This is a genomic window from Nitratidesulfovibrio sp. 1201_IL3209 (assembly GCF_036763125.1).
Taxonomy (GTDB): Bacteria; Desulfobacterota; Desulfovibrionia; order Desulfovibrionales; family Desulfovibrionaceae; genus Cupidesulfovibrio.
This window is the reverse complement of sequence record NZ_JBAIYT010000001.1, coordinates 73421-100141: the sequence shown is the minus strand read 5'-3', so window position 1 is coordinate 100141 and position 26721 is coordinate 73421. Positions and strand designations below refer to the sequence as shown.

Here is a 26721-nt window from a genome sequence, read left to right as displayed (position 1 = left end):
GGAGGAACGTATGGCAACACTTCGTGAAACGCTGGAACGCTGCTTCGCGGCCGTGGCCTTCGCCGATGCGGCGGACCACGGCGAGGCCATGCGCATGGCGGGCGTCACCCCCGCTCCCGCATGCGCCGGGCGGCTTGAAGACGTCTTCGCGGCCGTGGCCTTCGCAGAGGCCGACTGCCGCGACGCGGCCCTGGAGATGATGGGATGCGTGCGCCCCGCGCGCCGGGTCATCCGCAACAGTTTCCTGGCCGACGTGGGCCTTGGCGACGTGGCCGTGTGCTACGGCGTCGTACCCATCTAGAACACAGCTACGATGCACCGCGCGGCGGGCTTGCCACCGCCGCGCGGGTTTGCGGACCGTGTTTCACCCGAACCCGAAGGAGAGCAGTCATGAAGGGTATCAAGGTATTGCTGGTGGACGACGAGGAAAATTTCGTCCGCACGCTGGCCGAGCGCATGTCCATGCGCGACGCCGGGGCCACCGTCGCCCTGAACGGTGAGGAAGCCCTGCAGATGGTGTCCGCCGGCGAGGTGCCCGACGTCATGGTCCTTGACCTGCGCATGCCCGGCATCGACGGCATGGAAGTGCTGCGCCGGGTCAAGAAGGCCTACCCGCAGGTGCAGGTCATCGTGCTGACCGGCCACGGCACCGAGAAGGACGAGGAGGAAGCCCGCCGCCTGGGCGCCTTCGAGTACCACAAGAAGCCCGTGGACATCGACATCCTGGTGCGCGACATCCGCCGCGCCTTCCGCGAGAGGATCGAGGACGCCATGGTGGCCGCCACCTTCGCGCAGGCCGGCGACTTCGACAACGCCCGCGAAATCCTGGACGAAGACAAGAAATAGCGGGCGGGCCGCGCCCGACCGGGGGAGCCTGGGGGAAACCCGGGGAAAACCCGGAAGAGCCCAAGGGGAGCATGATGCGCGCCCTGCTCGTGGATGACGAGACGGCCTTCGCCGAACTGCTGGCCGAACGGCTGCGCGCGCGCGGCATTGCCGTGCGCACCGCCTACGACGCCGAATCCGCCCTGGCCCTGCTGGACGCCGGAGAGGATTTCGACGTGGCCGTGCTGGACGTGTGCCTGCCCGGCGCCAGCGGCATCGACCTGCTGCGGCGCATGAAGGCGCGCCTGCCGCTGGTGGAGGCGTTGATGCTCACCGGCTCGTCCGACGTGCGCAACGCGGTGGAGGGCATGCGCCACGGGGCGTTCAACTACCTGCTGAAGCCCGCCGACATCGACGACCTGGTCCGCGAGCTGCGCGCCGCCCACGAGCGCAAGCTGCGCCAGGAGGAAAACGCCCGCATGATCGAGGCGGGCAAGCTGGCCTCCATCGGGCGGCTGGCCGAGGGCGTGGCGCACGAGATCAACAACCCCGTGAACATCATGACCAACGCGGCGGGCTGGATCGAGGACCTGCTGGACGAGCCGGACCTCGCCTCCAGCCCGCACGCGGCGGAAATGCGCCGTTCCGTGGTCAGGATCAAGGCCCAGAGCCGCCGCGTGCGCGAGATAACCCGCAAGCTGCTGTTCTTCGGCAAGGGGCTGGACCCGCGCCCCGGCCCGGTGCGCGTGGCCGACCTGCTGGGCGAGGCCCTGCGCCTGCTGGCCGACCGGGCCGCCGACCTTGGCGTGGCGGTGCGGCTGGACGTGCCGCCCGAGGTTCCGCTGCTGGTGGCCCCGCCCGTGGAACTGCGCCAGGTGTTCGTGCACGTGGCGGAAAATGCGCTGGACGCGGTGGAATACGCCCAGCCCCCGGTGACGGAGCGCGAGCTTGCCGTCACCGTGCGGGTGGAGCGTCCTCTCGCCGGGGTCGACAGGACCGCCGGGGCCATCGGAACCACCGAGGGTGCCGGGGCCGCCCCGCCCTTCGGAGACGCCGCCGCCCCCGCTCCCGGCGGCGAACTGTGCATCGCCTTCCACGACACCGGGCACGGCATCGCGTCCGACGTGCTGCCCCACGTGTTCGAGCCCTTCTTTTCCACCCGGCCCGTGGGGCGCGGCATGGGCCTTGGCCTGTCCGTGGCCGTGGGCGTCGTCACCGCCCTTGGCGGGTTCATCGACATCGACAGCCAGCCCGGCGACACCACGGTCACCCTGCGCCTGCCCCTGCCGGAAGCACCGGCCGAGGCGCCCGCGCCCGCCTGCCAGGGGTAGGCCGCCCTCCCCGCCCGTCCCGCCTTCCGTCCTTGCCCCCGAAAAAGAACCAGCCACGAGGCGATGCCGCGTGGCTGGTGGTGGTGCGGACCAAAAATCAGGCGCAACTATTTCCCATGCAGGCGGTTCCAGCCGCGCACCAGCGTCGCCGCGTTGGCCTCCACGCCGCTGCGCGCGGCGTCCCAGCGGCCGAAGGCCCGCAGCGGGTCCAGCCCGGTGACGGAACAGCGCTCCACGAAGCCCAGCAGCCGCGCCCCGGTCTCGGAATCGGTCAGTTCGCCCCCCAGGGTGATGTTGCCCATCAGGGCCGCCCTGCCCGCGTCGTCCAGCCGCGAAAGGTCGATGCGCCCGAAGGGCGTGTCGTAGGCCGCGTCGCCGGGCACCACCTCGGTGGCCTGCATGCCGAAGATCATCAGCCGCAGCCGGGCCACGCCGGGGCCGGGCTTGTCGGTCACCTCCCAGCCGCCGCGCCGCAGGGCGTCCACGAAGATGTCGTGGGTCATGAAGGTCATGTCGGCCTTTTCCTCGATGGACGCCCCCTGGAAGGTCTCCGGCCGTTCCTCGCGCAACACCACGTGCTCCATCTGAAACTTCGTGTACCGCCGCAACAGTTCCGGCTCACGGGAGTACAGCATGCCGCCCGTGGCGGGGTGCTCCAGCAGCAGGGGCGCATCGGCGGCCGAGACCGCAGGCGCGGGTTCCGTGGCGGCGGCCTGCTGCCTGCACGCGCACCCCGCCAGAACCAGCGGGACCAGGAGGGTCAGCAGCAGGGCGGCCGGACGGATGCGGCCCACGGGACCGGACGGAGTGCGGAACGAACACGGGGGGAACACGCGCATGGAAACCTCCTGGGGTGTCGATGAACCGAGGTGGCACGGCCAAAGGGGCGCTGCACGGAACTGCCGGACCAATGGGGTTGGGCCAAATACGTTTGGGCCGGATACGTTTGGGTTGAACGCGTTCGGGCCGGTCGGCATGGACGGGGCAAGCCGGCCGCCGGACCGGGAAAGGGGCCGGAACCATACGTCAACGTAGCATCTTTTGGCGATGTGCGGCAACCGGGCTAGTTTTTCCGTCCAGCAGCCATCCGCATGCACAATTCCCTTCCCACCGGCGGCCGCCTGTGCGACCATCAATGCGGCCTCTTCCCCACGCCGCGCCGCCGCCACCTCGCCGCGCTCCTTCCGCCGGACCCCGCGCCCGGCATCCATCCCCCTCCGCGCGCCACCGCCACCGCCAGCCCCCACCTCCGTCGCCCCATTGCCGCGGCTGTCGGGTCATGCCTGCCGCACCGCGCCGGGTCGGTCACCCGGCCGTTCAACCACGGGGGCACCCATGGCAGAACCGTTCCGCATCGCGCTCGCGTCGGCAGGGGCAGTGTCCGGCGGTCCTTACTCCGCCGGGGTCATCGACTTCTTCATCGAGGCGCTGGACGCCTGGTACGCGGCCAGGGCCCTGGGCGATGGGGACGTGCCCGGCCATGACGTGCGCATCGAGGCCGTTTCCGGCGCCTCGGCCGGGGCCGTGGCCGCCGGGCTGTTCCCGGCGGCGGTGATCCGCAGCCGCAAACCGTCGGGCGGGCGCACCCCGCCGCTGCTCTGGGAGGTGTGGGTGAACAGCCTGGACCTGCTGCAAGGCAACGGCAATTCACAAGGCTTCCTCGGCACCTCGGACATGCAGGACAACGGCGATGCCATCCCCTCGCTGCTCAATGCGCAACGGCTGGACGCCATCGCGGAACACGCCTTCAGCATGCCGTGGGACGAGCAGTTCGTGTACCCGCCATGGCTGTCGGCCAAGCTGCGCATCCGGGTCTGCGTCACCAGCCTGCCCGGCGTGCCGTACCGTATTCCCATGCTCGGCACCGCCCGGCGGTACGGGCACGACATGTTCCTGCACGGCGATTACGGCGATTTCCTGTTCGCGGGCACGGACGCGCCGCCGCAGACCGGCGTGACGCCCGTGGACCCGCGCGGCCCCCTGGGCTGGCCGGTGTTGCAGAACTGGGTGCTGGCCAGTTCCGCCTTTCCCGTGGGGCTTGCCCCCCGCTGCCTGCACTCCGGCGAACCGGTGTACGCCGCGCGCGCATGGCCCGGATACGGCCCCAAAGGATGCGAAGCGTTCAAGCCCGAAACGGCGTTGCGGCCGGGCGAACAGTTGCAGTTCCCCGCCGTGGACGGCGGCATGGTCAACAATGAACCCTTCGAACTGGCCCGGCAGGCGCTGCTGGGCAGCGTCTGCGACAACCTTGACCGCAAGGGGGACAAAGCCTGGGGCACCGTGGTGCTCATCGACCCCTTTCCCTCGCCATACCGCGAGGAAACCCACCTGCCGCTGCGGCGCCTGCGCGCCGACATCCTCGACATGATCCCCCCGCTGCTGGTGGCCATGAAGCAGCAGTGCCGCTTCAAGCCCGCCGAACTGGAACTGGCCGGTGATGGCGAGACCTACTCGCGCTTTCTCGTGGCCCCCGCCGGTGGCGGCCCGAACGGCAAACGGGACGGGGACGACGCGCTGGCGGGCGCGGGGCTGGGCGCCTTTGCGGGCTTTCTTGCCCAAGCCTTCCGCGAACACGACTACCAGCTCGGCAGGCGCAACGCGCAGCAGTTCCTGCGCCGTCACTTCGCCCTGCCGCTGGCCAACCCCCTGTTCACGGGGGACCGGCCCCGCTACGCCCCCGGCGGCGACCTGCACGATCTGCGCGCCGAGTGTACCGAAGCGGGCGAGCCGGACCATGCCCCCATCATTCCACTGATGAAACCGCTGCGGCAGGAAATCACGCTGCCGCCGTGGCCGAAGATATCCGAGGGCAACATGGAGCACATCGTCGAGGCCATGGTCCCGCGCATGGACACCCTGGTGCGACGGCTGGGCCGCAAGACCTGCTGGGCCGCGCATGCCCTTCTGGCGACCGCGTGGACGGTGTACCTGCGCCGCAAGACACGAAAGAAGGTGCTGGAATACCTTGCCGGGGCAATGCGGCAACGCGAACAACTGTAGCGACGGGCCACCCGGCGGCGTCGCACCGGATGCACGTTGGCGGAAGGCGCTGAAGCCCCGCAACATCGGAGCCCTGAAACGCCGGGACCAAAAAAATCGGGAGCCAAAAATCGGGAGCCAAAAACGTCGGGAGGCGGACCGGCCATGCCGGTCCGCCTCCTTCAGCGGGAAGGGGGAGAGAACATTCAGGGGCGCGGCGGTTGCCGCACCGCCCCTGGTGGCCGGCCACCCGCGCCGGACATCGCCGCACGTCCGGCGCGGGTGTGGGTGCCGGCGGATGGAGCGCCCCGCCGCCAAACGGGCCGCCCCACCTTGCTATGATGCATGCTAACGCATTGGTCTCACCGTGTTCCGCGAGTGTGTTTTTTGTTCGCTGGCGAGGAAAACAAGCCTGCCATGAGGGAGTGCCTCAGCCGTTGGGTGAGCGAAGCGAACCTTACGGATGAGGACCGCAACGCGTACTCTTCTCGTATTCGACCGATATGGCGGGCGAAGTTTGACGACGCCAGCGGGCAAAAGGCACGCTCGCGATTAATGTCCGGTAAGTTGCACGCGCCCCTCGATCAGATCCTGCACCACCCCCGGGTCGGCCAGGGTCGAGGTGTCGCCGAAGTCGGAGCCCGCGCCCGACGCGATCTTGCGCAGGATGCGCCGCATGATCTTGCCGCTGCGGGTCTTGGGCAGCCCTTCGGCGAACTGGATGACCTCCGGCGTGGCGATGGGGCCGATCTCCTTGCGCACCCAGGTACGCAGGGCCGCGCGCAATTCCTCGGTCTCTTCGGTGCCCGCCGCCAGGGTGACGTAGGCGTAGATGGCCTCGCCCTTGATGGCGTGGGGCATGCCCACCACGGCGGCCTCGGCCACCGAGGGGTGCGCCACCAGGGCGGATTCCACCTCCGCCGTGCCCATGCGGTGCCCGGAGACGTTGATCACGTCGTCCAGACGCCCCATGACCCAGGTGTAGCCTTCCTCGTCGGTGCGGGCGCCGTCGCCCGATTCGTACATGCCGGGGAAGCGTTCGAAGTAGGTGGACTTGTACCGCTCGGGCGATCCGAACACCCCGCGCAGCATGCCGGGCCACGGCTTGCGGATGACTAGGTGCCCGCCCTCGTTGGGGCCGCAGGGGGCGCCGTCGGGCTTCACCACGGCCGCGTCCACGCCGGGCAGCGGGAAGGTGGCGGAACCGGGCTTGAGCGTGGTGGCGTAGGGCAGCGCGGAAATCATGATGCCGCCGGTCTCGGTCTGCCACCAGGTGTCCACGATGGGCAGGCGGCTTCCGCCGATGTGCTCGTGGTACCACATCCACGCTTCCGGGTTGATGGGCTCGCCCACCGACCCCAGAATGCGCAGCGAGGACAGGTCGTGCTTCTGCGTCCAGTGCGCGCCTTCGCGCATCAGCGCGCGGATGACCGTGGGCGCGGTGTAGAAGATGTTGACCCGGAACTTTTCCACGATGCGCCAGAACCTGTCCGGCCCCGGCCACGAGGGCACGCCCTCGAACATCAGCGTGGTGCCGCCAAGGGCCAGCGGGCCGTACACGATGTAGCTGTGCCCGGTGATCCAGCCAATATCGGCGGTGCACCAGTACACGTCGTCGTCATGCAGGTCGAACACCCACTGGGTGGTGTGCGCGACGTAGGTCAGGTAGCCGCCGGTGGTGTGCACCACGCCCTTGGGCTTGCCGGTGGAACCGCTGGTGTACAGGATGAACAGCATGTCCTCGCTGTCCATCTTCGCGCACGGGCAGGAGGTGTCGAGGGTGCGGTCGGCCATGACCTCGTGCCACCACAGGTCGCGGCCTTCGCGCATGGCGCAGTTGCTGTGGGCGCGATCGACCACCACCACCTTCTCCACGCTGGGGCAGTCCTTCAGGGCCTCGTCCACGTTGACCTTGAGCGGGATGGAACGCCCGGCGCGCAGCACGGCGTCGGCCGTGACCACGATCTTCGCCTCGCTGTCCTGAATGCGATTTTGCAGGCTGACCGCCGAGAACCCGGCGAACACTATGGAATGCACCGCCCCGATGCGCGCGCAGGCCAGCATGGCCACGGCCAGTTCGGGAATCATGGGCATGTACAGCGAAACGCGGTCGCCCTTCTGCACGCCAAGGTTGCGCAGCACGGACGCGAACCGGCACACCTCGTCGTACAGCATCTGGTAGGTCAGCACGCGCACGTCGTCTTCCGGCTCGCCCTGCCAGATGATGGCGGCCTTGTTGCGGCGGCCGTCGGTCAGGTGGCGGTCCAGGCAGTTGTACGCCACGTTCAGCGTGCCGCCCTTGAACCATTCGATGCGCGGCTCGCGCATGTCGGCGTCCAGCACCTTGTCCCACGGGGTGAACCAGTCCAGCAGCCGGTTCGCCCGGTCGCCCCAGAACCCCTCGGGGTCCTTGTCGGCGCGGTCGCGGTGGGCGAGGTATTCGTCCATGCCGTTCACGTGCGGGCGGCGGCGGTCACCGGAAGGCGCGGCGGGCGGCGCGAAGTGGCGCTTTTCGTCCATCATGCTTTCGATCTTGTCGGACTTGTTCTGGCTCATGCCGTTGCCTCCGTTCGTTTGGCGGTATGCCGGTCTTTCCGGTCTGTTCGGTCTTTCCGGTCTGTCCGGTCTTTTCGATCCGGCCGGGCTTGTGGCGGTGGCCCTGTGGCGGCCATGCCGTTCGTGCGGCGGGGCATGACCTACGCCCCTTGTCTAGCGAGGCGGCGACGACATGCGAAGACGTGCGCCACCCCCTTTTCGGTGAACGGTCGTCTTGCGCCGGTGAAATTGACTTTTTGCCGGTGGACGGAAAGAATGCCCGAAATGGTGCGCCCATGAACGGCGCCTGACGGCCCGTCACCGGACGGGAACGGCACGCCCCGGCGGTGGCATCCGCCCGGCAAGGCCGGTCCGCCACAACGTTGGCCGCCGTCCTGGCCGCAGCCACGGCCGCGCACCGCACGTCGCCGGGCATCCGCCCGGCGCGCCCGCACCTGCCCGCACGCGGCGGCACGACGGAAGGGGGTTCGCACGGTGGCCACGCAATCGTCCCTTGAGCAGATGTTCAAGCCCAACTCCGTGACCGTCATCGGCGCCACGGCCACGCCGAGCGAGCCGGGCTGCGTCATCATGGAAAACCTGATGTCCGGCACCTTCCTGGGGCCGGTGCTGCCGGTGAACGAAACGGGCGAGGCCGTGGCGGGCATGCCCGGCCACACGGCCATCGACACCCTGCCGCTGACGCCGGACCTCGCCGTCATCTGTTCCCCGCCCGAGACCATTCCCGGCTACATAGAAGAACTGGGCAAGCGCGGCACCCGCGCCGCCGTGATCATGAGCCGGGGGTTCTTCCGCTTCGACCGCGAACGGCGCGAGGTGCAGCGGGCCGCCCTGTTGCAGGCCGCCCGGCGCTGGGGCGTGCGGGTGCTGGGTCCCAACTGCCTGGGGTTCATCACGCCGTCGGTGGGGGTGAACGCCAGCCTTGCCCCGCGCCAGGCGCTGCCCGGCAAGGTGGCCTTCGTCTCGCAGTCGGACTCGCTGTTCACCTCGGTGCTGGACTGGGCCACGTCCAAGGGCATCGGCTTTTCGCACTTCATCGCCCTGGGCGACCGCTACGACGTGCACTTCAACGACGTGCTGGACTACCTGAACAGCGACGTGAACACCCGCGCCGTGCTGCTGTACATCGAGACCATCGACAGCGCCCGGCGGTTCATGTCCGCCGCGCGCGCCTTGGCCCGCAACAAGCCGGTGCTGGTGATCAAGGCGGGCCGGTCCGAGGCGGCGGCCACGGCGGCGGCCGCGCATTCCGGCATGCTGCTGGGCGCGGACGAGGTGTACGACGCCGCCTTCCGCCGCGCGGGCATGCTGCGCGTGGCCGACATCGACGCCATGTTCGACACGGTGGAAACCCTGGCCCTGGCCAGGCCGCTGAAGGGCGACCGGCTGGCCATCCTGACCAACGGCGGCAGCCCCGGCTTTCTCGCCACCGACGCCCTGTTGCAGGGGCGCGGCAAGCTGGCCGAACTTTCCGACGAGACCTGCCAGGCCCTGGACAACGAACTGGGGCGCGACTGGTCGTACTGGAACCCGCTGATCGTGCGCAGTTCCGCCGACGGGGCCATGTACGCGAAAGCGCTACAGATACTTCTGGACGACAAGGGCGTGGACGCCGTGCTGGTCATGCACGTGCCCACCTTTTCCGTGCCCAGCGACGAGGTGGCGGGCGCGGTCATCGAGGTGGCGCGGCGCAGCCGCAAGCCGGTGCTGACCAGCTGGCTGGGCATAGACGACGCCACGGAAGCCCGCCGCAAGTTCGCCGCCGCCGGGGTGCCCACGCACTTCACGCCGGACAACGCGGTGCGCGCCTTCCTGAACATGGTGGAGTACCGGCGCAACCAGGACACCCTGATGGAAACGCCGCCCTCACTGCCGGAAGCCTTCGACCCGGACGTGACGGCGGCCCGGCTGGTGGTGAACGACGCGCTGGAAGCCAAGCGCATGCTGCTGACCCCGGCCGAGGCCCACGCCGTGCTCACCGCCTACGGCATCCCCGTGGCCGAGACGCGCCACGTGAAGACCCCGCGCGAGGCCGTGGAGGCGGCGGCGGAGATCGGCTACCCCGTGGCGCTGAAGGTGGAATCGCCCGACGTGCCGCGCACCTCGCTGGCCGGGGGCGTGGCCCTGAATCTTTCCAGCGACGAAGAGGTAATGGACGCCGCCCTGTCCACCGCCAACAACGTGTGCGACCAGGTGCCCGGCGCGCGCATGGAAGGCTATGCCGTGCAGCGCATGTGCCGCCTGGCCGGGGCGCACGAACTGGCCGTGGAAACGGCCACCGACCCGGTGTTCGGCCCCATCATCCGCTTCGGCCAGGGGGGATCCATGGCGGAAGTGCTGGCCGACCGCCAGACCGCCCTGCCGCCGCTGAACATGGGCCTTGCGCAGGAACTGGTGTCGCGCACCCGGGTGTACCGCCTGCTGCGCGGCAGCGGCCACAAGGCCCACGTGAACCTGGAGGCCGTGCGCCTGCTGCTGTGCAAGGTGTCGCAACTGATCATCGACATTCCCGAAATCTTCGAGATGGAGATAGACCCGTTGTTCGTGGACGCCGACGGCGTGGTGGCGCTGGATGCGCACATGCGCATCGCCTGGTCCACCACCACCGGCACGGACCAGTTGGCCATCCGCCCCTACCCGCGCGAGCAGGAGGAATGCGTGAGCCTGCGCGACGGGCGGCACGTGGACCTGCGGCCCATCCGCCCGGAGGACGAGCCGGAGCACTGGGAATTCGTGGAGAGTCTGTCGGCGGAAGACAAGCGGTTCCGCTTCTTCGGCAACGTGGCCAAGCTGCCCCGCGCCGAAATGGTGAAGCTGACCCAGATCGACTACGACCGCGAAATGGCCTTCATCGCCAAGGGGCCGGACAACGACGGGGTGGTGCGCACCCTGGGCGTGGTCCGGGCCATGGCGTCGCCCGACAACAGCGAGGCGGAATTCGCCGTGGCGGTGCGGTCGGACCTGAAGCGGCAGGGCCTTGGCAAACTGCTGATGCAGAAGATCATCCGCTACTGCAAGGCGCGCGGCACCAAGCGCATCGTGGGCGCGGCCCTAGGCGACAACAAGTCCATGGCCGAGCTGGCGCGGTCGGTCGGCTTCATCGTCAGCAAGGACTACGACGAGGATATCTGGCAGTTGGATTTGCCGTTGGACGATGAGAATTCCAGCATGTAGTCCCACCAATTCATCATGGTAGTGAACGCCACATGAAGACTCTCGCAAAAACAATCTTCGTTTTCATTCTCTATATCACGCTTGCTTGTCTCATTCTCACACCTATTCGCATGGGGGCAGGCGTTAACGCAGCCATTCCCCTCGTCGGAGAGGCTGAACGCATTTCTGAAGAATATTGTTCAGCAACACTCGGAAAAGCGATGAAAGCGTATGCAATTGCAAAAATTGCAGACCGTATAATTTCAACAATACAAAGAACAGACATTTCCGTATCACCATTTGGAATAGGAATGACTGTGGCCCCAGGCGAAATTCTTTCCGCTATTAACGATGCTATAGAGCGCATTTCAGCTGCATATTTCATTGTAATAAGCATGATGCTCGTTGCAAAACTTCTTATCGGCATCACTCCGTTCGTGAGTTTTAAAATTCTTCTTCCAACATCGATAGCACTTGGCCTTTTATATTTGCACACCAGGAACAGATTTATTTGGGCAAAAAATCTTTCACTCATCATTGGCAAATCTGCACTATTAATATGGCTAATATTTCCTGCAACAGCACTTTCAAGCTCATACATAGAAAATTCATACCTTGAATCAGTATACCAAAAAAGCATATCAGGGGCCAATGAAAGCCAGAGCAAACTACCCACTGTTGAATCTGATGAACGAGCAGCACCTAAAGGAAATGCATTGCAAAAATCTGACGGGAACACATCTTGGTTTGCAAAAAAATGGAACGACATCAAGGAAACATTCAGCGATACATCAACACCAGAAAACGATGTTGAATCTGGGTTTATGGACAAGGCCAGCCGCGCCCTTCATTACGCAGACGCCATCGCCAATGACCTCATGAACGCATTGGCAACATTCATAATCACAACACTTATCGTTCCGATATTTATTCTTTTTTTATTTTTATCCATATTTCGGACAAAGGTGTTCACTGCTTGAACACACACGGCCTTTCATACAGCAAACACAACATGCATAATACAAAGAGTAATGCTACTTATAAAACGTACAATTCCATCCGCTGCGTTTCTATCTATTCATCAACCATAAATTGGGGCAATGACAAGCACGCTAAGACGCGCCGGTTCTTTGCATGGGTGTATGAGCACGCATCCCAGTAGGGGCTTGCGGAATTCATCCCCAACAGGCACCCCCAGTTATCCAGGTCAAGCTTCTATTTTTTCAGCAAACATTATAGAATAGCGCCTTGCGGCTCACAGCGCCAACGTCAAAAGGCCCACCGTTTCCGGCGGGCCTTTTGACGTTGCTTCTCTTTGTTCAACAGCACTCAACACGGATCGACATGCGTGCGCAGCTACACGTTGCGGCTTACGTACTGCCTCGCCATACCCTCGCCCTTCGCTCTTGTCTTTGCCGCGCTGCCCCGCCCTTACCTGCGCCCGCCACAGTTGGCCTCCGTCCTTGGTGGGCAGGCTACAATATGAAGTCGTTCGATAAAAAATTGGACCGCCTGTCCCGAATGATGCTCGTCAACAATTCCTTGTTGGCGTCCGTGCCCTTGGCCGCCACCAGCGTGCGGATGGAGAAGCAGCGCAGCGCGTCGCTGACCGACAGGGTGCCCTCGGCGGAATCCTTGCGGCCGGTGAAGGGAAAGGTGTCCGGCCCGCGCTGGCACTGGCTGTTGATGTTCACCCGGCACACCTGGTTGACCATGGGGTCGATCAGCCGGGCCACGTCGTCCGGGTCGTTGCCGAAGATGCTCAGCTGCTGCCCGTACTGCGAGCCCACCACGTAGCGCACCGGCGTTTCGATGTCCGTGAAGGGGATGACGGGTATCACCGGGCCGAACTGCTCCTCGTGGTGCACGCGCATCTGCGGCGTGGCCGGGCAGACCACCGTGGGGTGGTACAGGGTTTCGGCGTGGGTGCCGCCGCCGGTGTTGGCCACCCGGCCGCCGTGCGCGGCGGCGTCCTGCACCAGGCCGTCCAGGTATGCGGCCTTGCCGGGCACCGGCAGCGGCGTGATGCGCACCCCCTCGTCCCACGGCATGCCGATGCGCAGGTTGCGGATGCCCTCGTCCATGCGGGCCAAGAATTCCTCCAGCCTTTTTTCATGCACGAACAGCATCTTCAGCGCCGTGCAGCGCTGCCCGTTGAACGAGAACGCGCCCTGCAGCGCCTCGGCCACGGTCAGGTCCATGTCCGCGCAGTCCAGCACGATGCCCGCGTTCTTGGCGTCCAGTCCCAGCACGCAGCGCAGCCGGTGCGGGTGCGGGTGCGCCAGGCGCAGGGCATCCGCCGCCGTGCTGGACCCGATGAACGCCAGCACGTTGATGCGGCCGGAGGCCATGATGGGCTTCACGATGCGCCGGTCGCCGTGCAGGATGTTCACCACCCCGGCCGGGAAGGCGTCGCGGAAGGCTTCCATCAGCGGCGAATACAGCAGCCGCCCCAGGCGCGGCGTCTTCACGATGACCGGGTTGCCCATGATCAGCGCGGGCATCAGCGTGCAGAAGGTTTCGTTCAGCGGGTAGTTGTACGGCCCCATGCACAGCACCGGCCCCAGCGGCGCGCGGCGGATTTGCGCGTAGATGCCCTTCTCGATGACGAAGCGCGACGAGGCGCGGTCCAGGTCCTTCAGCGCGTCGATGGTGTCGCGCAGGTATTCCATGGTGCGGTCGAATTCGCCGCTGGCGTCCTGCCACGACTTGCAGATTTCCCACATCATGATGCGCACCACCTCGGTGCGCCGCGCCGCCATGCGCCGGGCGAAATCCTCCACGTGGCGGATGCGCTCGGCCACGCCCATGGTGGGCCATGCGCCCATGCCGTCGGCCCAGGCGCGGTCGGCGGCGTCCACGGCGCGCAGGGCGGCGGCCTCGTCCAGGATGGGGCAGCTGCCCAGCAGACGCGGGGTAAAGCCGCCAGCGCCCCCTGTCTCGCTGACCTCGCCGACCTCGCCGATGGGCGAGAACACCTGCTGCATCTCGCCGGACCATTCCTCCAGCCTGCCGTCGATGAGGCAGGTGCGCTGCTCTATGGGCGCGAAGGCGTGGGCGGCTTCCGGCAGGGGCTGCCCGGCCACGGGGAACAGCCCGCGCAGGCTTTCGGCGGTATGGACGGCGGAAGTGGACGACATGGAAAACTCCTTCATCCGGCAGTGGGCCGGGCTTGCGGATGCGGCGAACGGTACGGGAGGCCGTGGCGGCGTGACAGCGCGACTGCACGACGGGGGTGACGGGGCCAGCATAGCAGGCTTGCGGGCCGATGGCAGCAGGGAAGGCGGGGCGGGGATGATTATGACGGCGGCGCGACGGGATGGCGGGCAGGCGGCAGCGGTGCGGGCGGGTTCGGAAACGGCGGGCGGACGCGCCCTACCCCGCCGCCTCCCACGCTGCGGCCTGCTCGCGCTCTTCCGGCGTCAGCAGGTCCAGCCAGCGGCGGCGGAATTCCGCGTAGTGGTTGATGCGCAGATCCTTCCACAGGGCGGGTCTGGTGTCCCACGGCTTGGGGCCGTGAAAGTGCACGATGCGCGCCCGCGTCAGCGCGTCGGCCCGGTAGGGCGGGCAGTTCCACGAAGGGTCCAGCTTGGTCACCCGCTTGCCGAAGAAGTAGTTGAGCAGCGACTGGTCCAGGTTGCCGATGCGGTGCAGGTTCTGCACGCAGAAGGCCAGAAAGTTGTGGACGTGGTCGTGCCGCCGCAGCCGGGCCAGGTTGAACAGCACCACCCCGCTGCTGAAGGTCCAGATGGGGAACGGCAGGGGCACCACGTAGCGGCGGCCGCGCCATTCGTAGTCCAGTTGTTCGTGGGCGTGGTGGAAGGGGGCCGTGGCCTCGCGGGCCATGGCCATGTACGGCGGGCGAATGCGCTCCGCGCCGCCGGATGCCGCCTCCCCCCCCGCATCTCCCAGAATCGGCTGGTGGAAGTACACGTCGGCGTCGCAGTACAGCACGTACTCGTCGTCGGCCAGTTCCGGCAACAGGGCCAGTTCCAGCTTCAGGAACGCGCCGATGCAGCGGTGGAATTCGCGCGGGGCGTTGTGCACGCCGATGACCGGGGTGTGCCGGGCAAGCTGCACGCCCTCGGCGCGCACCGCGTCCATGACCGCCGCATCGCTGCCGCCGTACACGCACACGCAGGGGGCCGCATCGCCGTGCAGGCGCCGCAGCGAGCGCACGGCCGCGCGCATCATGAGCAGGTAGCGGGGATTGTCGTCGATGCAGAAGACGATCTTCATGCGGCAGGGATCCGGCGTGCGGGTGCGTGGGGAATGGAGGTCTGCCCCCGCTCGTAGCCCATTTCCGGTGGCAAGGCCAGCGTGCGCGGGCGCTCCGGGACACCGGACCGGCAAGGCCCGGCCCGGGACATTGCGCCGGGAGGCGTCGCGTCAGGAGGCGTCGCGTCCGCCGCCGGACCCGCCGGATCCGCCAGACCCGCCGGGGCCGGGGCCATCCTGCCCGCCCTCCGGGTACCCGTCGGTCCACGGCGCGGTGCGGGAATCATAGGACCACGCGGGCGGCTCCTGCCTGCCGCCCCGGCCACCGCCACCCTGGCCGTTACGGCCCGCGCCGCGCCCCTGTTCGGCCAGGCTGCGGCGCAGCAGCTTCACCCACACCTCGCCGGTGCCGGCATGGAACAGCAGCTTGCGGCCGCGTTCGCCCAGCACGTGCTCGCCGGACACCACAAGTCCCCTGTCGCGCAGCAGATCGCGGGCCACCTGCACGTTGCGGCCGCCCACGTCCACCAGCGTGCGCACCAGCGACTTTTCTTCGGTGTTCATGCTGAACGCGCCGCCGAACAGCTTGGTTTCGATTTCGATGACCGGCACGCCCTTGCGGATGAAATGGGCCAGCACCGCCTCCACGGCGGTGTCCACGTACTTACAGGGGTTGCAGTCGAAGTCGCGGCTGCCCTCGGCCAAGGGCAGCATGGCGTGGAAGATGCCCGCAAGCCCCGTGGGCCGATGGAAGAACGTGGCGGACACGCACGAGCCGAGCACCGTGGCGATGATGGCCGGACGCCGCGCCACGATGCCCTCGCCGATGCGCAGGTGCAGGTGGCGCAGCCGTTCTTCCGCCAGTTCGCGCGGCATGACCGCCGGGACAGGACATGACCTGTGCCCGTACAGCGTATCGCCCGTGCCGTCGCCCATCGTTCCCCCCTGTGCCGCCCATGGACGGCACGCATCCCCTGTCTTCACGCGCCCCCTAACCGAACGCGAGCGCTCGCGCAGCCGGCCTCCCGACCGGCGGCGCAACCGCCCGCCTGGCGGCGCATGCCGCGCCGCCCCACCATCCACGAAAACGTGAAGCCCCCGGAAGCCCGGCCCGCTACGGATTCAGGAGATCCTTCAGTTCCTTCCCGGCACGGAACACGGGCAGCCGCTTGGGCGGCACGGCCACGGAATCGCCGGTCTTGGGGTTGCGGCCCTTGTAGCCCCGGTACCCCTTGATCTTGAACGAACCGAAACCGCGAATCTCCACGCGGTCCCCTTCCAGCAGCGCATCGCGCACGCAGTCGAAGAAGGTGTTCACCACCATGGTGGCGTCCTCTACAGGCAGCTCATGCTCTTCGGCAAGCGCTCGTACCAGTTCGCTCTTGTTCACGTGGACCTCCAGTCGGACCTGTCCGTGCGGGGCATGGGCGTTTGGTGCAGGGCCGCCGCGCGCGCCCCGGAACCCCGATGCGGCGACACCATGTGCGAAGCATTATTCCTGACGGCATGTTACGCGCGCGTCCGGCACTGTGCCGACATGTTCCGCGCTCCGCCGGATGGGAGTTGCGGGTGCGCCTCCGGCTGTCGCCGCATGGCGTCACCACGCCCTTCTCCCCAATATTCCATCAATATCGCGTCCCCCACCACGTGACAAGGGGGGGGGACGCATTTCATCGGCCCGTGCGCAACGCCATGCCGCCGTCAGCGCGTCGCGGGCACCCAGCCGCCCCCGTCACCCCCGTCGCTTCCGTCGCTTCCCCCGGCGCTGCGCCCCTGCACGAAGCGGAACCCCTCCAGCCGCCCGTCGGCCGAAAGGCGCGCCCACAACTGGAAGGGCACGCCCTCGCCGCGCAGCATGCGCATGAACGGCACCGTGGAGGCAAAGCGCAGGTCGCGGTACGTGATCACGGGCGCGCCGTTCTCCTGCCGGGTTTCCTGGGTCATGAACATGGCGAAGCGGCCATACACCCGGAACAATTCCTCGGCCTCGGACAGGCGGCGGTACAGCACCGGATCCGGCTTGTCGAACAGTTCGAAGGCCAGCGGCGCGTCGGGGTTCAGCAACTGGTAGCGGGCCATGCCGTAGCGGCGGCCGTCGTCCACCACGGCCTTCCAGTTGAACGGGGCCAGGGCCTCGGGGATCACCGCCACCGACACGGGCGGGACGGGCTGGGCCGCCAGCTTCGCCACCAGGCCGGACTGCACATGCCGCTGCACGGCCAGCGAGGCGCCGGGCCACAGCAGCGTCCAGGCCAGACCCAGCGCGGCAAAGGCGCGCCGGTGCGTCCGGCCCATGGCCGCCACGATGCACGCCAGCATGACCAGGGTCATGACCGGGTCGATGATGAACACGGCAGGCAGGGCCACCCGGTAGTCCGAGAAGGGCAGGAACACCTGCGTGCCGTAGGTGGTGATGCAGTCCAGAAAGATGTGCAGCAGGATCAGCGCATAGGCGGTCAGGGCGTAGCGGGCATAGCCCCAGGTATGCACGCCGCCGCGCGGGCCGCCTGCGGATGCGGCGTCGGGCGGTCCCGATGGCGCACGCCGCAACAGCGGCAGGAACAGCAACGCCATCAGCAGGGCCATGACCGCGCCGCCCGCGAAGGAGTGGGTGATGCCCCGGTGCAGGGTCAGGTAGGCCAGCGGCGTGGAGCCGAAAAAGACGTCCGCGTCGGGCAGCACCGCGCAGATCAGGGCAAAGGGCATGAACCAGCGGCTGCGCCGGGTTCCGGGCAGGCTCATGGCGACAAGCGCGCCGCTGGCGAGATGGGTTACCGGGTCCATGGGGCGACCTCCGTGGGAAGCATGGGGAGTGGCGGCGCGGGCAAGCGGGGGGAGCGGGAGCCGCCCGGCCGGGAGCGATAGGGGAGGGAGGAGAAACACGGCGCGCGACGGGACGCCGTACGGGGCGTCGCACGGGGTTCCGCATCGTGCGGCCGGACGGACCGGCGGGCGCGGACTGCGCCGTACGGGCCGTGCCCCGGATATATCGTCATCGGCGCGGCGGATGGCAAGATGAGGGGTGGCGGAACCACCCGCCGCGGCTCCGGCCCGAAGGCAGCCGCGCGGCTCCGGTTGCGCTTTGCCTCCGCGTGGTTATCCTGAACGGGTTGCCGCCCGCTCCCGCATCCATTCCGTGGAGCCCGGCTCCATTCCGGAAACGGAGGCCGCGCCGCATGCGCCGCGAGGCCCCGCAGCCCCCAAGGATAGCCCATGACACACTCGCGCGGCAACGCCGCCCCCACCATCGACGTCATCTTCTTCGACTTCAGCGGCGTGCTGGCCGAGGAAGGCTTCATCGAGGGCCTGCGCGCCATCGGCCGGGCCCAAGGCCTGGACCCCGAGGCCACCATGCGCACGGCCACCGACCTGTGCTACGCCACCGGCTACGTCAACGGCCGCACCGACGAGGCCGCATGGTGGAACGCCGTGCGCGCGGCCACGGGCATGACCGGCACCGACGCCGCCCTGCGCGCCGAGATCATGAACCGCTTCACCGTGCGGCCGGACATGCTGCGCGCCGCCGACGCGGTGCGCGCGGCCGGTCTGCGCGCGGCCATCCTCAGCGACCACACCAACTGGCTGGAGGAAATCGACGCGGCCCACGGCGTGTACCGCCACTTCGACTGGGTGTTCAATTCGTTCCGCGAGGGGTTGAACAAGCGCGACCCCGGCTTCTTCACCCACGCCACGGGCGTCATGGGCGTGGACCCGGCGCGCGCGGCTTTTTTCGACGACAACGCCGGGCACATCGGCCGGGCTGCGGCGCTGGGCATCCATGCCCGGCTGTTCACCGGACGCGAAGCCTTCCGCGCCGACCTGGCCGCGCTGGCCCCGCAGGTGGCGCTGCCGGAAGGCTGGCCGGGGTAGCGGCACCAACCGCGTCCGACCGCGTTCCGTCACGTGGACATCATCATTCCGCCACACGCAGCCCCCATGCTGCGCGTGGCGGCTTTTTTCTCCCCGTGAAGGGCCGCCCACACCCGGCAGGCAGGCCCGTCCGTGCGCATTCCCCGCCCCACCGCACCCTCACCCCCGGCCCATGCCCCCCGCAACCCGGCGCGCGGCGCGCTGGCCGTGCTGGCGCTGACCGCCACCCTGCTGGCACTCCTGGCACTGACCGGACACTTCCCGGCCGTGGGACCGGACCAGGCCCTGGCCCTGCGCGACCGGCTGCTGGACCTGCACGCCCGCCACCCCGTGGCCAGCGTGGCCGCCTTCGTGGCTGGCTATGTGGCCATGACCTCGTGCTCCATTCCCGGCGCGGTGTTCCTGACCCTGACCGGCGGGGCGGTGTTCGGCTTCTGGGTGGCCCTGGCCGCCGTCAGCCTGGCCAGCACCGCCGGGGCCTGCCTGGCCTTCCTGAGCGCCCGGCACCTGCTGCGCGGCATGGTGCGCCGCCTGTGGCCCCGCCAGTCGGCGCGCATCGACGCGGCCATGGCGGAAGGGCAGCCATGCAGCGCGCCATGCGGCCCCGCCCTGTCCTCCCTGGCCTCCCCCGGCGCGCTGTGCCTGCTGGGCCTGCGCTGCGTGGCCGTGATGCCCTACTGGCTGGTGAACCTGCTGTTCGGGGTCACCGCCATGCGCCTTTCCACCTTCGCCACGGTCTCGCTGGTCGGCATGGTGCCGCTGAACGCCATCTACGTGCATGCCGGGGCGGAACTGGCCCGCATCCGCCACCTTGGCGACATCATCTCCCTGCGCACCGGCCTCGCCCTGTGCCTGCTGGCCGTGGTTCCCCTTGTGCTGCGCCGGGCGTTATGCGCGTTGAAGGCCCGGCGGTGGGCGGACAACCGCTGCACGTCCGCCCCAAAGCAACCTAGATAGCCGTATCCGGATTCAGGGGCCGGATACCCGCAACCCCTTCCCGCCCCTCCCCCCGCGTCCTCCCCTGCCTTCCCCGGTCGCCAGCCGGTCGCCAACCGGTTGCCAGCGCGGCGGGATTTGCCTACACTCCCGCCCTGTCGCCCGCGCACGGCCCGCGCCGCGCGCACCGGCACCCTCGCACACCACCGCAACCAATGGCACCCCACATGCGCAAAGCCTCCATCGGCATCACCCCGGAAGGCGTCCCGGCCATCGGCCTGTGCGCCCTGGTCACTCTTTCGCTGGCCATGCTCGGCTGCGCCACCGGCAGCTTCGTGTTCATGCTGCTGACCTGGTTCTGCTGCCACTTCTTTCGCGATCCGGAACGGGTCGTCCCCACTGCGCCCGGCCTTGGGGTCAGCCCCGCCGACGGAAAGGTGGTGCGCGTGCAGACCATGCCCGATCCGTTCACCGGCCAGCCGCGCACCACGGTGTGCATCTTCATGAACGTGTTCAGCGTGCACGTGAACCGCGCCCCGGTGGCAGGCACAGTGACCGGCATCGCCTATCATCCCGGCAAGTTCCTGAACGCGGCATGGGACAAGGCGTCCACCGACAACGAGCGCTGCGCCTACCAGGTGACCGGGGAAGACGGCGCCACCTGGACCTTCGTGCAGATCGCGGGGCTCATCGCCCGGCGCATCGTGTGCCGGACCGACGAGGGCGACACGCTGGCCCGTGGCGAACGCTTCGGCATGATCCGCTTCGGTTCGCGGGTTGACCTTTACCTGCCGGACGACTATTCTCCGTCGGTGAACGTGGGTGAGCAGGTGTTCGCCGGGCAGACCGTCGTGGCGCGCCGCAACGCCTGATCCCTCTCCAACCCCGCAGATTCCTTACCGCAAGAAGGCACAGGACAGCCGCAAGGCCATGGAACAGCCCGCCCGCCCGATCCACAAGGGAGTGTACATCCTCCCGAACCTCTTCACCACGGCAAGCCTCTTCGCGGGCTTCCTGGCGATGTTGTGGGCCGTTTCCGGGCGGTACGAGGACTGCGCCATGGCCATCCTGTTCAGCGCCCTCATGGACGGCCTGGACGGCAAGGTGGCCCGCCTCACCAACACCGCCAGCGAGTTCGGCGTGCAGTACGATTCGCTGTGCGACCTGGTGGCCTTCGGCGTGGCCCCGGCCTTCATGATGTACCAGTGGCAGCTCAACCAGTACGGCCGCCTCGGCATCGCCGCCGCGTTCCTGTTCGCGGTGTGCGGCGCGTTGCGCCTTGCCCGGTTCAACATCTCCACCGCCACCACTTCCAAGAAGTTCTTCATCGGCCTGCCCATTCCGGCTGCCGGCTGCGCCGTGGCCACGCTGGTGCTGTTCAGCCCCTACGTGCCCGAGCAGCTCGCGGGCGTCTTCCCGCGCTTCTGCCTGGCGCTCGCCTTCGTGCTCGCCTTCCTCATGGTGAGCCGCGTGCGCTACGCCTCCTTCAAGGAATACGGGCTCATCAAGGCCCATCCGTTCAGCTCGATGGTTACCGCCATCCTGCTGTTCGTACTCGTCTCCTCCGAACCCAAGCTCTTGGGTTTCCTGGTGTTCGCGGGCTACCTCATCTCCGGTCCCGTGTACACCTTCGTCATCATTCCCCGCCGCAATCACAAGCTACTACGCAGCCTATCCTAGGGTTGTCGTAGCAGCGCCCCGTACCTCCGTGTCAGGAACGCACGCCGTTCCCGGGCGGACGCGTACCCTCCTCTCAGCCAGAGTCCCGTCTCCCGGGCCGGCGCGCAGCTAACGAACAGATGCAGCATTCCGTCAGGCGCACACGCCGCCCGCGACGGCCGCGCATCGGCGCCATGGGCCCCGCCCCCAACCATCACGGGCGCGGACCGCAGCAAGAGGAGCACGAACCATGACCATCGAATCCGGTCGCATCCGCATTTTCGACACCACCCTGCGCGACGGCGAACAGTCCCCCGGCGCCACCATGAACCTCCAGGAAAAGATCCGCCTGGCCCGCCAGTTGGAAACCCTTGGCGTGGACATCATGGAAGCCGGGTTCCCCGCCTCCAGCCAGGGCGATTTCGAGGCCGTGCAGGCCATCGCCCGCGCCGTCAGGGGCGTGGAAGTGGCGGGCCTGTGCCGCGCCATGCCCGCCGACATCGACCGCGCCTGGGAAGCGGTGAAGGTGGCGGAGAACCCGCGCATCCACACCTTTCTCGCCACCTCGCCGGTGCACATGCAGTACAAGCTGCGCAAGGAACCGGACCAGGTGGTGGAAATGGCCGTGGCCGCCGTGCGCCACGCGGCGAAGTACACCAGCAACGTGGAGTTCTCTGCCGAGGACGCCTCCCGCTCCAACCCCGACTTCCTGGTGCGGGTGTTCGAGGCGGTCATCGACGCCGGGGCCACCACCATCAACGTGCCGGACACCGTGGGCTACGCCCAGCCCGAGGAATTCGGGCGGCTCATCCGGTACGTCATCGAGCACACCCCCAACAGCCACAAGGCCGTGTTCAGCGTGCACTGCCACAACGACCTCGGGATGGGCGTGGCCAACACCCTGGCCGCGCTGAAGGCGGGCGCCCGCCAGGCCGAGGTGACCGTGAGCGGCATCGGCGAGCGGGCGGGCAACGCCTCGCTCGAAGAGATCGTCATGGCCCTGCACACCCGGCGCGACTTCTACCAGCTGGACTGCGGCGTGGTCACCGAGCAGCTGTTCCCCACCTGCCGCCTGCTGTCCATGATCATCGGCCAGCCCATTCCGCCCAACAAGGCCATCGTGGGCGCCAACGCCTTCGCGCACGAATCGGGCATCCACCAGGACGGCATGCTCAAGAACCGCGAGACGTACGAGATCATGACGCCGGAATCCATCGGCAAGACCAAGACCGACCTCGTCATCGGCAAGCATTCCGGCCGCAACGCCGTGAAGAACAAGCTGGACGAACTCGGCTACCGGCTGGAGGAAGACCAGCTGGTCACCGTGTTCGAGGCGGTGAAGAAGCTGGCGGACAAGAAGAAGCAGATTTATGACGAGGACATCGAAGCCCTGGTGCTCGAAGAGGTCTACCGCCTGCCCGACCAGTACCGGCTGGTGAACCTTTCCGTGCAGTGCAGCGACACCGGCATGCCGCCCACGGCCGCCGTGGTCATGGACGTCATGGGCGAGACCAGGCGCGCCGCCGGGTTCGGCGTGGGTCCCATCGACGCGGTGTTCAACGTCATCGGCGACATCGTGGGCCGCGCGCCCGTCCTCGAGCGGTATTCGGTCACCGCCATCACCGGCGGCACCGACGCCCAGGGCGAGGTTACCGTGCGCCTGCGGCAGAACGGCGGCAGCGCGGTCGGACGCGGGTCCGACCCCGACATCATACTGGCCAGCGCCCGCGCGTACGTGAACGCGCTGAACCGCCTGGCAAAGAAAGAAGAAGAGCAAGAGAAGGAGGGCATCTAGATGGCACACACGCTTGCGCAGAAGATCCTGCAGGCGCACACCGACGAGGCGATCACCGCCGCGGGGCAGATCGTCCGCTGTCGCGTCTCGCTGGCTCTGGCAAACGACATCACCGCTCCGCTCGCCATCAAGTCCTTCCGGGCCATGGGGGCGAAAAAGGTGTTCGACCGCGACAAGGTGGCGCTGGTCATGGACCACTTCACCCCGCAGAAGGACATCGCCTCGGCGCAGCAGGTGAAGCTGTCCCGCGAATTCGCGAAGGAAATGGACATCACCCACTACTACGAGGGCGGCGATTGCGGCGTGGAGCACGCCCTGCTGCCGGAACTGGGCCTGGTGGGCCCCGGTGACGTGGTGGTGGGGGCCGACAGCCACACCTGCACGTACGGAGGGCTGGGCGCCTTTGCGACCGGATTCGGGTCCACCGACGTGGCCGGGGCCATGGCCCTTGGCGAAACGTGGTTCAAGGTGCCGCCCACCATCCGCGCCACCTTCAACGGCACGCTGCCCAGATGGGTGGGGGCCAAGGACCTGATCCTGCGCCTCATCGGCGAGATCGGCGTGGACGGCGCCCTGTACCGCGCCCTGGAATTCGACGGCGCGGCCATCGAGGCCCTTTCCGTCGAGGGCCGCATGACCATCGCCAACATGGCCATCGAGGCGGGCGGCAAGGCGGGTCTGTTCGCCGCCGACGCCAAGACCCTGGCCTACACCGCCGCGCGCGGCCGCAAGGACGTGGCGCTGGCCGCCGACCCCGGCGCAACCTACGAGCGCGAACTGGTCTTCGACGTGTCCGGCATGGAGCCGGTGGTGGCCTGCCCGCACCTGCCCGAAAACGTGAAGCCGGTGGGCGAGGTGCAGGGCGTGACCCTGGACCAGGTGGTCATCGGCTCGTGCACCAACGGCCGCATCAGCGACATGCGCGAGGCCGCCGACGTGCTGCGCGGCCGCAAGGTGGCCAGGGGCGTGCGCTGCATCGTGCTGCCCGCCACCCCCGGCGTGTGGAAGGAAGCCCTGAAGGAAGGGCTGATCGAGACCTTCATGGACTCGGGCTGCATCGTGGGCCCGGCCACCTGCGGGCCGTGTCTTGGCGGGCACATGGGCATCCTGGCCGACGGCGAGCGCGCCATCGCCACCACCAACCGCAACTTCCGCGGGCGCATGGGCAGCCTGGAGTCTGAGGTGTACCTGGCAAGCCCGGCCGTGGCCGCCGCCTCGGCCGTGGCGGGCGTCATCGCCCACCCCGGCAGCCTGTAGGGCCAGGACCGTACCACACGCCATTTACGGAGGTTTACGCACCATGAGCTACACCGGCACCGCCCACAAGGTGGGCGAGCATATCGATACCGACGCCATCATCCCCGCGCGCTTCCTGGTCACCACCGACACGAAGGAGTTGGGCGAAAACTGCATGGCCGGCCTTGAGGAAGGCTGGGTGAAACGGGTGAAGCCCGGCGACGTGATGGTGGCGGGGCGCAACTTCGGTTGCGGCTCGTCGCGCGAGCACGCGCCCATCGCCATCCTGGGCGCGGGCATGCCCGTGGTCATCGCGCACAGCTTCGCGCGCATCTTCTACCGCAACGCCTTCAACATGGGCCTGTTGCTGCTGGAAGTGGGCGACGAGGTGGACAAGATCGCCGACGGCGACACCGTGGAAGTGGACGCGGCCAAGGGGCTGATCACCAACCGCACCACCGGGGCCACCATCACCTGCCCGCCGCTGCCCGCGTCCATGCGGGAGTTGTTGGACAAGGGGGGGCTTGTCCCCTACGTCAAGGAACGCCTAGCCTAGCATTGGGGCGGCGGGCCATACAATCCGCCGCCGCATCACCCATAGCGCGCATCGGTCATCGAGAAGGGATATCCAGATGGACATGAAGATCTGCCTGATGCCGGGCGACGGCATCGGCCCGGAAATCGTGGAACAGGCCGTGAAGGTATTGGACAAGGTGGCGAAAAAGTTCGGCCATACCGTCAGCTACACCAACGCGCTCATCGGCGGCGCGGCCATCGACGCCACGGGCGGCCCCCTGCCGGACGAAACCGTGGCCGCGTGCAAGGCGGCCGACGCCGTGCTGCTGGGCGCCGTGGGCGGCCCCAAGTGGGATACGCTGCCCACCGCCATCCGCCCGGAAAAGGGCCTGCTGGGCATCCGCAAGGCGCTGGGGCTGTTCGCCAACCTGCGCCCGGCCACCCTGCTGCCCGAACTGGCCGGGGCCTGCCTGCTGCGCGCCGACATCGCCGCGCAGGGTCTGGACGTGATGGTGGTGCGCGAGCTGACCGGCGGCGTCTACTTCGGCGAGCCGGTGTGCGAGGAAGAACTGCGCGGCGGCCTGCGCACCAGCTACAACACCATGATCTACAATGAAGAGGAAGTGCGCCGCATCGCCCGCGTGGCCTTCGAGGCGGCCCGCAAGCGCAACAGGAAGGTCTGCTCGGTGGACAAGGCCAACGTGCTGGCCGTGTCGCGCCTGTGGCGCGCCGTGGTCATCGAGGTGGCCAGGGACTACCCCGACGTGGAACTGACCCACATGTACGTGGACAACGCGGCCATGCAACTGGTGCGCTGGCCCGCCCAGTTCGACGTCATCGTCACCGAAAACCTGTTCGGCGACATCCTGTCCGACGAGGCGGCGGTGATCACCGGGTCCATCGGCATGCTGCCCTCGGCGTCGCTGGGCGCCAGCGGCCCCGGCATCTTCGAGCCCATCCACGGTTCCGCCCCGGACATCGCCGGGCAGAACAAGGCCAACCCCGTGGCCACCATCCTGTCCATCGCCATGATGCTGCGCCACGCCTTCGCCCTGGAAAAGGAGGCTGTCGCCATCGAGCAGGCCGTCAGCGGCGTGCTGCGCGAAGGCTACCGCACCGGCGACATCATGGAGGAAGGGAAGACCCTGGTCGGCACCGTAAGCATGGGGAACCTGGTGGCGGAGCGCGTCTAGCGCGGAATGCGCCCATACCCCGGCTTGAGCAAGGAGGGGCGTGCCGTCGTTGCGGGTGTTGCAACGGCGGCGCGCCTGCTTTTTTTGGGGGGGATGAAGCGTACTCCCCCCGGAGTTCGAGTCCCTCCCCCTTCCGCAGGTTCTGTATGAAACCGGAAACGCCGTTCCCTTTCCTTGGCGGCCACCAACGCTCTCGACAGGGCGCCCTCCGTGCCCACGGTGCACAAAAAAGCTGTACGTACCTACAGCGTGTTTATTGGCATTCCGCCCGGAGGAGGATACCTCTGGAGCCGGAATACAGCGAAGTGAACAGGGCTCCTGCCCGATATCCGCACAATCCAAACCGGGCATCCACCAAGCGCTTATCGTGGAAAACCTGCTTGCCGCCACGGTAGGCTGCCTGCCAGCCTGTTCACCACCACAGGCGGCCCGGCGGCGATCATCGTCATGGTTG

21 protein-coding genes are annotated in these 26721 nt (G+C 67.7%); 14 read left to right on the top strand and 7 right to left on the bottom strand.

Annotation, left to right across the window (positions count from 1 at the left end):
• The first annotated feature begins 10 nt into the window (after positions 1-10).
• From V6B97_RS00380 to V6B97_RS00370, 3 genes are all read left to right on the top strand, one after another.
• Positions 11-301, top strand: coding sequence for a hypothetical protein (locus V6B97_RS00380; RefSeq protein ID WP_333504510.1), 291 nt, complete (start codon positions 11-13; stop codon positions 299-301).
• A gap of 89 nt (positions 302-390) precedes the next feature.
• Positions 391-846 carry a response regulator gene (locus V6B97_RS00375; RefSeq protein WP_333504509.1) on the top strand — a complete coding sequence of 152 codons (456 nt, stop codon included), beginning with the start codon at positions 391-393 and terminating at the stop codon, positions 844-846.
• Positions 847-920: 74 nt separating this feature from the next.
• Positions 921-2156, top strand: coding sequence for a sensor histidine kinase (locus V6B97_RS00370; protein WP_333504508.1), 1236 nt, complete (start codon positions 921-923; stop codon positions 2154-2156).
• Between the two features lie 107 nt (positions 2157-2263).
• On the opposite strand, the gene V6B97_RS00365 is transcribed toward V6B97_RS00370, so the two are convergent.
• Positions 2264-2995 (bottom strand): DUF3313 domain-containing protein, encoded by a 732-nt coding sequence (locus V6B97_RS00365; RefSeq protein WP_333504507.1) that lies wholly within the window; start codon positions 2993-2995, stop codon positions 2264-2266.
• 496 nt (positions 2996-3491) lie between these two features.
• Between V6B97_RS00365 and V6B97_RS00360 the strand changes: the two genes are divergently transcribed.
• Positions 3492-5156, top strand: a complete 1665-nt coding sequence (locus V6B97_RS00360; protein ID WP_333504506.1) for a hypothetical protein — start codon at positions 3492-3494, stop codon at positions 5154-5156.
• 531 nt (positions 5157-5687) lie between these two features.
• Here the strand turns inward: V6B97_RS00360 and acs are convergent.
• The gene (acs, locus tag V6B97_RS00355) at positions 5688-7691 is read right to left on the bottom strand and encodes an acetate--CoA ligase (protein ID WP_333504505.1); all 2004 of its coding nucleotides are present in this window, start codon (positions 7689-7691) and stop codon (positions 5688-5690) included.
• 474 nt (positions 7692-8165) lie between these two features.
• Here acs and V6B97_RS00350 point away from each other — a divergent pair, with 474 nt between their 5' ends.
• Both V6B97_RS00350 and V6B97_RS00345 read left to right on the top strand, forming a co-directional pair.
• Entirely contained in the window at positions 8166-10865 is a 2700-nt protein-coding gene (locus V6B97_RS00350) for a bifunctional acetate--CoA ligase family protein/GNAT family N-acetyltransferase (RefSeq protein WP_442935449.1), read from the top strand.
• A 32-nt stretch (positions 10866-10897) separates the two neighbouring features.
• Positions 10898-11824: a hypothetical protein gene (locus tag V6B97_RS00345; protein ID WP_333504504.1), complete on the top strand. Its 927-nt coding sequence runs from the start codon at positions 10898-10900 to the stop codon at positions 11822-11824.
• A 495-nt stretch (positions 11825-12319) separates the two neighbouring features.
• On the opposite strand, the gene V6B97_RS00340 is transcribed toward V6B97_RS00345, so the two are convergent.
• The 5 genes from V6B97_RS00340 to V6B97_RS00320 form a co-directional block, all read right to left on the bottom strand.
• Positions 12320-13984 (bottom strand): NADP-dependent glyceraldehyde-3-phosphate dehydrogenase, encoded by a 1665-nt coding sequence (locus V6B97_RS00340; protein ID WP_333504503.1) that lies wholly within the window; start codon positions 13982-13984, stop codon positions 12320-12322.
• A 235-nt stretch (positions 13985-14219) separates the two neighbouring features.
• Positions 14220-15083 carry a glycosyltransferase gene (locus tag V6B97_RS00335; RefSeq protein ID WP_333504502.1) on the bottom strand — a complete coding sequence of 288 codons (864 nt, stop codon included), beginning with the start codon at positions 15081-15083 and terminating at the stop codon, positions 14220-14222.
• 150 nt (positions 15084-15233) lie between these two features.
• Positions 15234-15998: a chemotaxis protein CheD gene (locus V6B97_RS00330; protein ID WP_333504501.1), complete on the bottom strand. Its 765-nt coding sequence runs from the start codon at positions 15996-15998 to the stop codon at positions 15234-15236.
• Positions 15999-16176: 178 nt separating this feature from the next.
• Positions 16177-16452 (bottom strand): HU family DNA-binding protein, encoded by a 276-nt coding sequence (locus V6B97_RS00325; protein WP_333504500.1) that lies wholly within the window; start codon positions 16450-16452, stop codon positions 16177-16179.
• A 311-nt stretch (positions 16453-16763) separates the two neighbouring features.
• Positions 16764-17846, bottom strand: coding sequence for a metal-dependent hydrolase (locus V6B97_RS00320; RefSeq protein ID WP_333504499.1), 1083 nt, complete (start codon positions 17844-17846; stop codon positions 16764-16766).
• Between the two features lie 429 nt (positions 17847-18275).
• Between V6B97_RS00320 and V6B97_RS00315 the strand changes: the two genes are divergently transcribed.
• From V6B97_RS00315 to leuB, 8 genes are all read left to right on the top strand, one after another.
• Positions 18276-18932 carry an HAD family hydrolase gene (locus V6B97_RS00315; protein ID WP_333504498.1) on the top strand — a complete coding sequence of 219 codons (657 nt, stop codon included), beginning with the start codon at positions 18276-18278 and terminating at the stop codon, positions 18930-18932.
• Positions 18933-19064: 132 nt separating this feature from the next.
• Positions 19065-19889 (top strand): TVP38/TMEM64 family protein, encoded by an 825-nt coding sequence (locus V6B97_RS00310; RefSeq protein WP_333504497.1) that lies wholly within the window; start codon positions 19065-19067, stop codon positions 19887-19889.
• Between the two features lie 206 nt (positions 19890-20095).
• Entirely contained in the window at positions 20096-20740 is a 645-nt protein-coding gene (locus tag V6B97_RS00305) for a phosphatidylserine decarboxylase family protein (protein ID WP_333504496.1), read from the top strand.
• A gap of 58 nt (positions 20741-20798) precedes the next feature.
• The gene (pssA, locus tag V6B97_RS00300; protein ID WP_333504495.1) at positions 20799-21548 is read left to right on the top strand and encodes a CDP-diacylglycerol--serine O-phosphatidyltransferase; all 750 of its coding nucleotides are present in this window, start codon (positions 20799-20801) and stop codon (positions 21546-21548) included.
• 229 nt (positions 21549-21777) lie between these two features.
• Complete coding sequence (locus V6B97_RS00295; protein ID WP_333504494.1) at positions 21778-23322, top strand: 2-isopropylmalate synthase; 1545 nt, start codon at positions 21778-21780, stop codon at positions 23320-23322.
• Entirely contained in the window at positions 23323-24579 is a 1257-nt protein-coding gene (leuC, locus tag V6B97_RS00290; RefSeq protein WP_333504493.1) for a 3-isopropylmalate dehydratase large subunit, read from the top strand.
• 43 nt (positions 24580-24622) lie between these two features.
• Positions 24623-25114: a 3-isopropylmalate dehydratase small subunit gene (locus V6B97_RS00285; RefSeq protein WP_333504492.1), complete on the top strand. Its 492-nt coding sequence runs from the start codon at positions 24623-24625 to the stop codon at positions 25112-25114.
• A gap of 76 nt (positions 25115-25190) precedes the next feature.
• The gene (leuB, locus tag V6B97_RS00280) at positions 25191-26267 is read left to right on the top strand and encodes a 3-isopropylmalate dehydrogenase (protein WP_333504491.1); all 1077 of its coding nucleotides are present in this window, start codon (positions 25191-25193) and stop codon (positions 26265-26267) included.
• Positions 26268-26721 lie beyond the last annotated feature (454 nt).

Coding starts and splice junctions, on each gene's coding strand:
- V6B97_RS00380 (WP_333504510.1), top strand. CDS start 11: ATGGCAACACTTCGTGAAACGCTGGAACGCTGCTTCGCGGCCGTGGCC.
- V6B97_RS00375 (WP_333504509.1), top strand. CDS start 391: ATGAAGGGTATCAAGGTATTGCTGGTGGACGACGAGGAAAATTTCGTC.
- V6B97_RS00370 (WP_333504508.1), top strand. CDS start 921: ATGCGCGCCCTGCTCGTGGATGACGAGACGGCCTTCGCCGAACTGCTG.
- V6B97_RS00365 (WP_333504507.1), bottom strand. CDS start 2,995: ATGCGCGTGTTCCCCCCGTGTTCGTTCCGCACTCCGTCCGGTCCCGTG.
- V6B97_RS00360 (WP_333504506.1), top strand. CDS start 3,492: ATGGCAGAACCGTTCCGCATCGCGCTCGCGTCGGCAGGGGCAGTGTCC.
- acs (WP_333504505.1), bottom strand. CDS start 7,691: ATGAGCCAGAACAAGTCCGACAAGATCGAAAGCATGATGGACGAAAAG.
- V6B97_RS00345 (WP_333504504.1), top strand. CDS start 10,898: ATGAAGACTCTCGCAAAAACAATCTTCGTTTTCATTCTCTATATCACG.
- V6B97_RS00340 (WP_333504503.1), bottom strand. CDS start 13,984: ATGTCGTCCACTTCCGCCGTCCATACCGCCGAAAGCCTGCGCGGGCTG.
- V6B97_RS00335 (WP_333504502.1), bottom strand. CDS start 15,083: ATGAAGATCGTCTTCTGCATCGACGACAATCCCCGCTACCTGCTCATG.
- V6B97_RS00330 (WP_333504501.1), bottom strand. CDS start 15,998: ATGGGCGACGGCACGGGCGATACGCTGTACGGGCACAGGTCATGTCCT.
- V6B97_RS00320 (WP_333504499.1), bottom strand. CDS start 17,846: ATGGACCCGGTAACCCATCTCGCCAGCGGCGCGCTTGTCGCCATGAGC.
- V6B97_RS00315 (WP_333504498.1), top strand. CDS start 18,276: ATGACACACTCGCGCGGCAACGCCGCCCCCACCATCGACGTCATCTTC.
- V6B97_RS00305 (WP_333504496.1), top strand. CDS start 20,096: ATGCGCAAAGCCTCCATCGGCATCACCCCGGAAGGCGTCCCGGCCATC.
- pssA (WP_333504495.1), top strand. CDS start 20,799: ATGGAACAGCCCGCCCGCCCGATCCACAAGGGAGTGTACATCCTCCCG.
- V6B97_RS00295 (WP_333504494.1), top strand. CDS start 21,778: ATGACCATCGAATCCGGTCGCATCCGCATTTTCGACACCACCCTGCGC.
- leuC (WP_333504493.1), top strand. CDS start 23,323: ATGGCACACACGCTTGCGCAGAAGATCCTGCAGGCGCACACCGACGAG.
- V6B97_RS00285 (WP_333504492.1), top strand. CDS start 24,623: ATGAGCTACACCGGCACCGCCCACAAGGTGGGCGAGCATATCGATACC.
- leuB (WP_333504491.1), top strand. CDS start 25,191: ATGGACATGAAGATCTGCCTGATGCCGGGCGACGGCATCGGCCCGGAA.